Genomic DNA, 11,299 nt, shown 5'->3' with positions numbered 1-11,299 from the left:
GCGAATCTCCAATCCAACCTGAACTTCCAGAATATACAGGCGAAGTGACAGCCAAGGGTACTCAAGAGGAAGGTCATGTGGGTGAATCTCTTATTCAGCCAGAACTTCCAGAATATACAGGCGAAGTGACAGCCAAGGGTACTCAAGAGGAAGGTCATGTGGGTGAATCTCTTATTCAGCCAGAACTTCCAGAATATACAGGCGAAGTAACAGCCAAAGGAACTCAAGAAGAGGGCCACGTAGGTGAACCTCTTATTCAACCTAGCTTGCCAGAATACAGTGTGACAGAATCAACTGTGACTGAAACAGAAACTGTTACAATTCCATACACTACAGAATACCTATCGGATGCTAATCGCTATACTGATGAAGAAAGTGTTGTTCAAAAGGGTGAAACTGGTAGTCAACTCATTCATCGTGTCTACAAAACGGTTAATGGCGAAAAAGTCGGTGAGCCTATAAGTACAACTACAGAGACTGTTAAAGCTCCTGTAGCTGAAAAAATCAGTCTCGGAACCAAACCAATTGAAGGCCAAACCGAAGAAGTTTCTGTTGAAGAAGTTCCTTTTAAAACGATAATGGAACAAGATTCGAGTTTACTCAAGGGAACTGAAACAGTTGCTCAGGTAGGTAAGAATGGTAAGAAGAAAATTACCAAAGTTTACAAGACTATCAAGGGTGTGAAAACTGCAGATGCACCTACTGTTTCAGAAGAAGTTCTTGAACAGGCACAAGACCACATTATCAAAAAAGGTACTAAGGAATTAGAAAAACCTACTCTAACATTAACTAAAGTTGATACAGAAGAATTGAATCGAAGTGCAAAAGCCACTTATAGCCTTAAAAAACCAGATGGTGTAACGATTAAGTCTATTCAAGCAGTATTGAAAAAAGGCGATCAAGTTATTAAGACCTTTAGTCTTTCAGAGTCAAATCTTGCGACAGCTTTAGCTGATTTAGATTATTACAAGGATTATACACTTGCGACGACCATGGTGTATGATCGTGGCAATGGTGACGAGGAAGAAGTTCTTAAGGAAGAACCATTGAGAATCGACCTTAAAAAAGTTGAAGTCAAAAATATTAAGGAAACAAGCTTAATCAGTGTAGATGACCAAGGAAATGAGACCGATAGTAGTCTCTTGTCCGAGAAACCATCGAATGTTAAGCCTTACTACTTAAAAGTTACCACTTACGATAACAAGGTTACGAAACTAGCTGTTGATAAAATCGAAGAAGTTACTGTAGATGGAAATAAACTTTACAAAGTAACTGCTAAAGCACCAGATTTGATTCAACGTACTGCAGAGAATCGTTTCACTGAAGAGTATATACACTATTTACCTAAACCTAAAGCTCATGAAGGTGATGTTTACTACGACTTTAATGAACTTGTAAAAGCTATGCAAGCTAATCCGACTGGTACATTCAAGCTTGGTAGCAATATGAATGCTAATAATGTACCAGCTGCTGGCAAATCTTATGTAACCAATGCCTTTAAAGGTTCGTTGGGAAGTACTGAAGGTAATAAATTTGCTATTCATAATATCACTAAACCATTATTTGGAAACATTGAAGGTGGTTCAGTTAAGGATCTCATACTAGAAAATGTCAACATTGATATGTCCGGAGTTGATCGAGTAGCTCCAATTGCTAATGTCATCAAAAACAATGCGACTATCGAAAATGTCAAAGTAACAGGAAGTGTTGTCGGTAATAATGATGTAGCTGGTATTATCAATAAAATTGATGGTAGTGGAAAAGTAAGTAATGTCGCCTTTATCGGTAAACTTCACGCTGCTGGTAGTAGAGGAGGTTATTTAGCTGGTGTTCTTGGTGAAAACTGGAAGGGTATCGTTGAAAAAGCCTACGTTGATGCTGAAATTACTGGTAATAAAGCAAAAGCTGCAGGTTTAGTTTATTCATCTCAAAATGGTGCTAACAACTACACGGTCGGTAAAGAAGGTGTCCTTAGAAATTCAGTTGCTAAAGGTTCTATCGAACTGAAAGAAGCTGTTCAATCTGGTGGATTGCTGGGTACCAACTGGGCCTTGGGTACTATTGAAGACAACATCACTATGATGAAAGTCAAAACAGGTGAGATGGTATTTGGTCACTCAGATATTGATGCTGACGATTACTTCACCTATTCAAGAACCAAACGTAATTATAGTGTTGATGGCGTGAGTGAAGGTAAGAAATCCTTTAACAATTCACGTAAAATTCCAAGTATCTCACTGGCAGAAGCTGAGCAGAAAATTGAAGCGATGGGAATCACTGCTGATAAATTTACCAGCAGCAAACCTATTGAAGACAAGCTTAATAATAGTCTTAACAAAGACGATCAATACAAAGCAATTGATAGTTATGATGCGACTCGGGAGCTAGCTTACCGTAATATCGCAAAACTTCAACCTTTCTATAATAAAGAGTGGATTGTAGACCAAGGTAATAAACTTGCTGCCGGAAGTCCTCTCCTGACTAAAGAAGTATTGTCTGTCACTGCCATGAAGGGCAATACCTTTGTGACGGAATTAGCTGATGCTGATCATATTATGATCCACTATGCAGATAAGACAAAAGATGTCTTCAGCATTACGCCAAAAGACTCTAAAGTCAAACAAGTGAAAGAGTACGGTATTGCAGAACTTGGTGAAGTTGTTTATACTCCAAACATGGTTGACAAAGACCGTAGTGATCTCATCAATGCTATTGTTGAAAAATTGAGTCCAGTGGAATTACAATCTGACCCAATCTACACACACCTTGGTAGAACTGGTCCAAACAAGGTCAATGCGATTAAGAACCTTTATCTTGAAGAAACCTTCAAAGAAGTCAAGGATAATCTTACTAAATTTGTCAAGCAGTTGGTTGAAAATGAAGATCATCAATTAAACACAGATGAGGCTGCTAAGCGTGCTTTGATCAAGAAAATTGATGACAACAAGGCAGCGGTTCTCCTTGGCCTATCTTACCTTAACCGTTATTACGGAGTGAAGTTTGATGATTTCAATATCAAGCAACTCATGTTGTTCAAGCCAGACTTCTATGGTAAGAACGTCAATGTATTAGACCGTTTGATTGAAATTGGTTCAAAAGAAGACTATGTCAAAGGAACTCGCACACATGATGCCTTCCGTGAAGTAGTTGCTAAACATACTCTATCAGGCAATTTAAATGACTTCCTCAAATATAACATGGAACTCTTCACAAAAGATACAGACTTGAATGATTGGTTTATCAAAGCAACCAAAGACAATGTCTATATTGTGGAGCCTGAGACGACCAATCCAGCTTTCGCGTCTGCTAAACACAGAGCCTATGAGGGATTAAACAATGATGTTCACGGTAAAATGATCTTGCCACTCTTGAATTTAAAAGATGCCCATATGTTCTTGATTTCAACTTACAATACTATGGCCTATAGTTCCTTTGAGAAATATGGTAAGAACACGGAAGCAGAACGCAATGCCTTCAAAGCTGAAATTGACAAGGTTGCGAAAGGTCAACAGAATTACCTGGATTTCTGGTCACGTCTATCTTTAGATAAAGTCCGTAATCAACTCTTGAAGAGTAATAACATGGTTCCAACACCTGTACTTGATAACCAAAACTATAAAGGTATCAGTACCGACCGTTATGGTCATACAAATGGTGGTAAAGATGTGGCACCTATCCGTGAATTGTATGGTCCGACCGACCGTTACCATGCGACTGATTGGCGTATGGGAGCTGTGGCTCGCGTTTATGCGAATCCATATAAGGATGATTCGGTCTTCTTTATGGTGACGGACATGATTAGTGATTTTGGGGTGTCTGCCTTTACTCATGAAACAACTCACGTAAATGACCGAATGGTTTACCTAGGTGGCTCAAGACACCGTGAAGGAACAGATCTTGAAGCATTTGCCCAAGGAATGTTACAAACTCCGTCAGTATCAAATCCAAATGGTGAGTACAAAGCCCTAGGTCTCAACATGGCTTATGAACGTCCAAACGATGGAAATCAATGGTATAACACTAATCCAAATGACCTTAAATCACGTGACGAAATTGATCGTTACATGAAGGGCTATAATGATACGCTCATGCTTCTGGATTATCTTGAAGGAGAAGCTGTCCTCAATAAAGCAAATCAAGATTTAAACAACGCTTGGTTCAAGAAAGTAGACAAACAATACCGAGGAAATAATACCAAGAATCAATTCGATAAGGTACGTCCTTTGAGTGATGAGGAAAAGGCTATTCCATTACGTACAGTAGATGATCTAGTAACTAACAACTTCATGACAAACCGTGGCCCAGGTAACAGGGTTTATAATCCATCTGACTTTGATTCTGCTTATGTCACTGTTCCAATGATGTCTGGTATCTATGGTGGAAATACTAGTGAAGGTGCTCCTGGAGCAATGTCCTTCAAACACAATACTTTCAGAATCTGGGGTTACTATGGCTACGAAAAAGGCTTCCTAAACTATGCTTCTAACATGCTAAAAGCTGAATCTAAGAAAGCTGGTAAAGATACTCTAGGTGATGACTTCATCATTAACAAGATTTCTGATGGAAAATTCAATAATCTTGAAGATTGGAAGAAAGCTTACTTCAATGAAGTTGTGACAAGTGCCAAACATGGAATTCAATCAATTGAAATCGATGGTACAACTTACAACTCTTATGAAGACTTAAAACAAGCATTTGCTGAAGCAGTTGATAAAGATAAGGCTACTCTAAGTAAGGGCTCTGTCAAATTTGACAACACCGTATCACTTAAAGAAAAACTCTTTAAGAAACTTCTTCAACAAACAGATAGCTTTAAAACTTCTATCTTTAAATAATCAATCGACTCTCACCTGCTAAGCAGGTGGGAGTTTTTTGTGTCCCAAAAGATGCCTTATTTTCCAAACAGATTTCAAGTATTTTTAGGGTGATAGGTATATAATAGAGCTATAATACAATATCTATATTCATATGATGAGCGAGAAAGGTGATGAAAATGAAAAAATGGCAAGCAACTATATTGGTCTGCACTAGTCTGGTTTGTCTATCGGCTTGTAAAAATCAGACGACGAGCGAGGCTGATAAGCAAAATGAAGACAAACAAGCGCAAGTTAGCTCTCAAACTGCAAAAAAAGGAGAAGCGGTTGCAGACTTTGAACTAAGGGGAGTTGATGGGAAAATCTACCGTTTATCTGATTACAAAGGCAAAAAAATCTATCTCAAATTTTGGGCATCTTGGTGCTCTATTTGTCTAGCCAGCCTCCCTGATACAGATGAACTTGCAAAAGAAGCAAGTGATGACTATGTCATCTTGACAGTGGTTTCTCCTGCTCAAAAAGGTGAGCAAGCTGAAGAGTCCTTCAAAAAATGGTATCAAGGTTTGGACTATAAAAATCTACCTGTCCTTCTAGATTCTTCAGGTAATCTTTTGGAAAGTTACGGAGTCCGTTCTTATCCAACTCAGGTCTTTATTGATAAAGAAGGCAAACTAGTTAAGACCCAGCCAGGTTTTATGGACAAAGAAACTATTTTACAGACGCTAAAAAGCATAGATTAGAGGCTCATCATGAATGATAAATTAAAAATAATTGTATTCATAGGAATCATCATTTTTCTTATTTTAGGAGTTTTATTTCTTTGGGAAAAAAGAAGCGCTAGCTACACTGATACCTCTCAAATTGAGAAGGCAGCAGTTAGTCAGGGGAAACATGCTAAGAAAAATACTGAGCCAGATAAAGATGCTGACCTACATGAAATCTACCTAGCGGGAGGCTGTTTCTGGGGAGTTGAAGAGTATTTTTCACGAGTAGCAGGTGTGACAGATGCCGTTTCTGGCTATGCAAATGGTAGAGGAGAAACAACCCAGTATGAATTGATCGGCCAAACCGGACATGCTGAGACTGTTCATGTGACCTATGATGCCAATCAAATCTCCTTAAAAGAAATCTTGCTCCATTATTTCCGTATTATCAATCCAACCAGTAAAAATAAACAGGGAAATGATGTGGGAACCCAGTATCGAACCGGTGTCTATTATACAGATGAGAAAGATTTAGAAGTCATCAATCAAGTCTTTGATCAAGTTGCTCAGAAATACGACCAGCCTCTAGCGGTTGAAAAGGAAGCTTTAAGAAATTTTATCGTGGCTGAGGACTACCACCAAGACTATCTCCAGAAAAATCCTAACGGCTATTGCCATATCAATGTCAATCAAGCAGCCTATCCTGTTATTGATGCGAGTAAATATCCAAAACCAAGTGACGATGAATTGAAAAAACTCCTTTCTCCAGAGGAGTATGCTGTGACTCAAAACGGTCAAACAGAACGTGCCTTTTCTAATCGTTACTGGGATAAATTCGAAGCAGGTATATATGTGGATGTAGCGACTGGCGAACCCCTCTTTTCTTCGAAAGATAAATTTGAATCGGGTTGTGGTTGGCCTAGCTTTACCCAGCCTATCAGTCCAGATGTTGCGATCTATAAGGAAGACAAGTCATATAATATGGTCAGAACAGAAGTCAGAAGCCGAACTGGTGATTCCCACTTAGGACATGTCTTTACAGACGGGCCTCAGGACAAGGGGGGACTTCGCTATTGTATTAATAGCCTGTCTATCCGTTTTGTTCCAAAGGATCAAATGGAAGAAAAGGGTTATGGTTATTTGTTAGATTATGTTGAGTAAGTTTTCTCAACCATATTAGTTAAAAAGCCAGATCTCCTGTTTGGGGTCTGGTTTTTATGGTATACTTAGGATATGCATAGAAAAACAGTGATTGATTTTAGGGCTTTGGGTGAGCGATACACCTTTACTAAGCCTATCAAAGAGTTAAAAACGAGAGATTTAGCAGAAGTGAAAGACTTACTGGCACAAGTAGAAAGCTACCAAGAGCAAGGCTTTTATGTGGTTGGTTATGTTAGCTATGAGGCTGCACCTGCTTTTGAGAAAAAATTAGCAGTTCACAAGGCTCCTTTACTGGGAGAGTATTTGCTTTACTTCACAGTCCATGATAGTGTAGAAAAATCCAGCATACCTCTGACTTATGAGAAGGTGGATTTGCCGTCAAACTGGCAGGAAGTAACATCTGCAGAGAACTATGAAAAGGCTATTGCCCAAATTCATCATCATTTAAGACAAGGCGATACCTATCAGGTCAATTTTACTGTTCAACTCAAACAGCATTTAAGTGCCAATCCTTTTACTATCTACAATCGCATGGTGGTGGAACAGGAAGCAGGCTATAATGCCTATGTTGAACATGACGACATGGCAGTGATTTCCATGAGTCCAGAACTCTTTTTTGAACAAAACGGCCGTGAGTTGACGACTCGTCCTATGAAGGGGACGACTAAACGTGGTCTGACTGATGATGAAGACTTGAAAGAGGCCGCTTGGTTGGAGCAGGATCCCAAAAATCGCTCAGAAAATATGATGATTGTGGATCTCTTGCGCAATGATATGAACCGTATTTCTGAAGTGGGAAGTGAGCACGTGGAACGTTTATGCCAGGTGGAGCAGTATTCAACGGTTTGGCAGATGACTTCGACCATCAAGAGTCAGTTGCAATCGGATGTTGATCTAGTAGAAATCTTCCGTTCTCTATTTCCATGTGGCTCCATCACAGGAGCACCCAAGATAGCGACCATGAAAATTATCAAGAACTTGGAACTACAACCGCGTGGAGTTTACTGTGGGACGCTAGGACTCTTACTTCCCAATGGGCGACGGATTTTTAATGTGGCTATTCGAACCATACAACTCTACAAGGGCCAAGCTATCTATGGTGTCGGTGGAGGCATTACTTGGGATAGTAATTGGGAGTCAGAATACCGTGAAGTCCAGCAAAAGGCGGCTGTTCTTTACCGAAAACAGCCTCGTTTTCAACTAATTACTACAGGGAAAATTATCCAGAAGAAATTACTTTTTGAAAAGCAACATCTAGAAAGACTACAAAAGGCTAGTCGTTACTTTGCCTTTCCATTTGATGAAGCTGGTTTGATAGAAGAAATAGAGAAGGAATGTCAGGTTTGTGACCTCCACCAAGACTATCGTTTGCGAATCAGTCTCAGCAAATCTGGAGCAATTGAAATCGAACGACAAGTATTAACACCACTTAGTCCTAATTTCTGTCAGGTAAAACTTTGTCTGCAGGAGGCTGATTTGCAGCAGGCCTTTACCTATTTTAAGACGACACACCGACCGCATTTGACAATGGGAGAGAATGAAATTATTTATTATACTGCTGATGGAAAATTGCTTGAAACCTCTATTGGGAATCTAGTCTTAAAAATGGATGGCAAACTCTATACCCCACCTAGCACCCTTGGTCTTTTACCTGGAATTTATCGCCAGCATCTACTTGAAAGCGGGCAGGTAGAAGAGAAGGTCTTGACCATAGAAGATTTGAAGCGAGCAGAAGTCATCTACGGCTGTAATGCAGTAAGGGGCTTGTATGAGTTGTCAGTAAAGGAGCACTAAATGAAACTTATATTTTTACACGGTTTGGGACAGTCGGCAGATAGTTGGAAAGAAGTTCAGAATTTGCTGACAGATTATCCTTCTGAAGCCATAGAGTTATTTCCTACTGGAGTTGGGACTTATCAAGAAGCCAAAGAATGCATTTATCAGCACTTATCAGAGGAGACAGAACCTTTTGTCCTAGTCGGTTTGTCTTTAGGGGCTGCACTTGCATTAGAATTGTCAAGTTACGATCTGCCAAATCTTCAGGCCTTGGTTTTATCAGGTTGTCCATTGAAATTAGCGGGAAACATCCCTTTTTATATTCAATCTCTGATATTTAAACTACTCCCAAAAAGGATATTTGAGAAGCAGGGAGCAGACAAATCGCTTTTAGTTGGAGTATCTGAAGAATTAAAAACACTTGATTTAAGAGAGATTGCAAAGAATTGTTCATATCCAACTTTGTTAATCTGTGGTAGTCAGGATAAGCCTAATCTAAAGTCTATGAAAGGTCTGCAACAACTGATTCCAAATTCTCAGATTCAGATTATTCTTGATGGACCTCATGTTCTGAATAGGGCCAAACCAAAAGAGTTTGCAGAAATAACTAGAAGTTTTCTTGAATTGCTGAAACAAGTTTGATAAAATAATATGGAAGTTGATATTATCATAAAGGAGAATAATATGAGTCAAAAGATTATTGGGATTGACCTTGGTGGAACTTCTATCAAGTTCGCTATTTTAACGCAAGAAGGAGAAATCCAAGAAAAATGGTCTATCAAGACTAACATTTTGGATGAAGGAAGCCATATCGTAGACGATATGATTGAATCGATTCAACACCGTTTGGGCTTACTTGGATTATCTGCTGAAGATTTTCGTGGAATTGGTATGGGTTCACCTGGTGTGGTTGACCGTGAAAAAGGAACTGTTATCGGTGCCTATAACCTCAACTGGAAAACTCTTCAACCAATCAAAGAAAAAATGGAAAAAGCCTTGGGTATTCCATTCTTTATCGACAATGACGCCAACGTAGCCGCTCTTGGTGAGCGTTGGATGGGTGCTGGTGAAAACCAACCAGACGTTGTCTTTATGACACTTGGTACAGGTGTTGGTGGCGGTATCGTGGCAGAAGGTAAATTGCTGCACGGTGTCGCAGGTGCTGCAGGTGAACTTGGACACATCACAGTTGACTTTGACCAACCAATCGCATGTACTTGTGGTAAAAAAGGCTGTCTTGAGACAGTAGCTTCAGCAACAGGTATTGTCAACTTGACTCGTCGTTATGCAGATGAGTATGAAGGTGATGCAGCCTTAAAACGCTTGATTGATGACGGTGAAGAAGTAACTGCTAAAACGGTCTTTGACTTGGCAAAAGAAGGGGATGATCTTGCCTTGATCGTTTACCGTAACTTCTCACGTTACTTGGGTATTGCATGTGCCAACATCGGTTCTATCCTAAACCCATCAACTATCGTTATCGGTGGAGGGGTATCAGCTGCAGGAGACTTCCTTCTTCAAGGCGTGCAAAAGGTTTACGATGAAAATACCTTCCCACAAGTTCGCACAACAACTAAATTGGCTCTTGCGACTCTAGGAAATGACGCTGGAGTTATTGGGGCAGCATCTCTTGTATTGCAATAAGAAATAAAAAGGAGAAAATCACTTTCTTGAAGCGAGTGATTTTCCTCCTTTCTTTTTTTATGCTATACTAGTTAAGAATAAACGTTGAGGAGAGAGTAAATGACAAAAGCAGATAAGATTTTTAAAGAAAACATTGAACGAATTCTCAATGAAGGTGTCTTTTCAGAACAAGCTCGTCCCAAGTATAAGGATGGAACAGTGGCTAATTCCAAGTACATCACAGGTGCTTTTGCAGAGTATGATTTATCCAAGGGTGAATTTCCAATCACGACCTTGCGTCCTATCGCTATCAAATCGGCTATTAAAGAAGTGCTTTGGATTTACCAAGATCAATCAAATAGCCTAGAAGTTCTCAATGACAAGTACAATGTTCACTACTGGAATGATTGGGAAGTGGGAGACACTGGTACTATTGGGGAGCGTTATGGGGCTGTGGTTAAGAAGCACGACATCATCAATAAAATTCTCAAACAGTTGGAAGCCAATCCTTGGAACCGTCGCAATATCATCTCACTTTGGGATTATCAAGCTTTTGAAGAAACAGATGGCCTTCTTCCTTGTGCCTTTCAAACCATGTTTGATGTCCGTCGTGTAGATGGGGAAATTTATCTGGATGCAACTTTGACTCAGCGTTCTAATGATATGCTGGTAGCTCATCACATCAATGCTATGCAGTATGTGGCTCTTCAAATGATGATTGCTAAACACTTTGGTTGGAAGGTTGGAAAATTTTTCTACTTTATCAATAACCTTCATATCTATGATAATCAATTTGAACAAGCTCAGGAATTGCTCCGTCGTGAGCCTTCAAACTGCCAACCACGCTTGGTCTTGAATGTACCAGATAAGACTAACTTTTTTGATATTAAAGCAGAAGATTTTGAGTTGGTTGATTATGATCCAGTGAAACCTCAGTTGAAGTTTGACCTAGCTATTTAAGAACATAAAAAGAAGTTGGAAAAACCAACTTCTTTTTTGTTTATTAACGTGATACGCGACGGCGAGCTGCTTTTTTACGGTTTTCTTCGATGAAAGCTGCTTTTTGTTCTTCTGGTTCAATCACTTTCTTTTTGAATGCGTATACTGCACCTGCAACAGCAGCAACAGTTCCTGCAACACCTGTTACGAGACCTTTAGCAAATCCTTTAGCCATGAGTCTTCCTCCTTTTATTTATAAATCAGACGGAAATAGCTCAAGAA

Annotated in this window: 8 protein-coding genes; 7 read left to right on the top strand and 1 reads right to left on the bottom strand. The window is 39.5% G+C overall.

The genetic code is table 11. The features are described 5' to 3' along the window. The 7 genes from QM419_RS04745 to QM419_RS04715 form a co-directional block, all read left to right on the top strand. Positions 1–4,835, top strand: a 4,835-nt coding sequence (locus QM419_RS04745) for a ZmpA/ZmpB/ZmpC family metallo-endopeptidase (RefSeq protein ID WP_414278047.1), incomplete at its 5' end; no start/stop codon positions are given. A gap of 158 nt (positions 4,836–4,993) precedes the next feature. Next, positions 4,994–5,554: a redoxin family protein gene (locus tag QM419_RS04740; RefSeq protein WP_414278046.1), complete on the top strand. Its 561-nt coding sequence runs from the start codon at positions 4,994–4,996 to the stop codon at positions 5,552–5,554. 9 nt (positions 5,555–5,563) lie between these two features. Further along, the gene (msrB, locus tag QM419_RS04735; RefSeq protein WP_414278045.1) at positions 5,564–6,679 is read left to right on the top strand and encodes a peptide-methionine (R)-S-oxide reductase MsrB; all 1,116 of its coding nucleotides are present in this window, start codon (positions 5,564–5,566) and stop codon (positions 6,677–6,679) included. Between the two features lie 72 nt (positions 6,680–6,751). Beyond that, positions 6,752–8,473, top strand: coding sequence for an aminodeoxychorismate synthase component I (gene pabB, locus QM419_RS04730; RefSeq protein ID WP_414278044.1), 1,722 nt, complete (start codon positions 6,752–6,754; stop codon positions 8,471–8,473). After that, positions 8,474–9,097, top strand: coding sequence for an alpha/beta fold hydrolase (locus tag QM419_RS04725; protein WP_414278043.1), 624 nt, complete (start codon positions 8,474–8,476; stop codon positions 9,095–9,097). It begins immediately after the preceding gene. Positions 9,098–9,139: 42 nt separating this feature from the next. Then, a complete protein-coding gene (locus tag QM419_RS04720; protein WP_414278042.1) occupies positions 9,140–10,099 on the top strand; it encodes an ROK family glucokinase in 960 nt (319 codons plus the stop codon). A gap of 99 nt (positions 10,100–10,198) precedes the next feature. Then, complete coding sequence (locus QM419_RS04715; protein ID WP_225750584.1) at positions 10,199–11,038, top strand: thymidylate synthase; 840 nt, start codon at positions 10,199–10,201, stop codon at positions 11,036–11,038. 43 nt (positions 11,039–11,081) lie between these two features. Here the strand turns inward: QM419_RS04715 and QM419_RS04710 are convergent, their stop codons facing one another. Beyond that, positions 11,082–11,252: a DUF3042 family protein gene (locus tag QM419_RS04710; protein WP_001051780.1), complete on the bottom strand. Its 171-nt coding sequence runs from the start codon at positions 11,250–11,252 to the stop codon at positions 11,082–11,084. Positions 11,253–11,299 lie beyond the last annotated feature (47 nt).

This window comes from Streptococcus infantis, from assembly GCF_047464715.1.
Taxonomy (GTDB): Bacteria; Bacillota; Bacilli; order Lactobacillales; family Streptococcaceae; genus Streptococcus; species Streptococcus infantis_S.
This window is presented reverse-complemented; position numbering and strand designations above follow the sequence as displayed.

Bases quoted from the DNA above. Each gene is read 5' to 3' on its own strand.
- QM419_RS04740 (WP_414278046.1), top strand. From the start codon at position 4,994: ATGAAAAAATGGCAAGCAACTATATTGGTCTGCACTAGTCTGGTTTGT.
- msrB (WP_414278045.1), top strand. From the start codon at position 5,564: ATGAATGATAAATTAAAAATAATTGTATTCATAGGAATCATCATTTTT.
- pabB (WP_414278044.1), top strand. From the start codon at position 6,752: ATGCATAGAAAAACAGTGATTGATTTTAGGGCTTTGGGTGAGCGATAC.
- QM419_RS04725 (WP_414278043.1), top strand. From the start codon at position 8,474: ATGAAACTTATATTTTTACACGGTTTGGGACAGTCGGCAGATAGTTGG.
- QM419_RS04720 (WP_414278042.1), top strand. From the start codon at position 9,140: ATGAGTCAAAAGATTATTGGGATTGACCTTGGTGGAACTTCTATCAAG.
- QM419_RS04715 (WP_225750584.1), top strand. From the start codon at position 10,199: ATGACAAAAGCAGATAAGATTTTTAAAGAAAACATTGAACGAATTCTC.
- QM419_RS04710 (WP_001051780.1), bottom strand. From the start codon at position 11,252: ATGGCTAAAGGATTTGCTAAAGGTCTCGTAACAGGTGTTGCAGGAACT.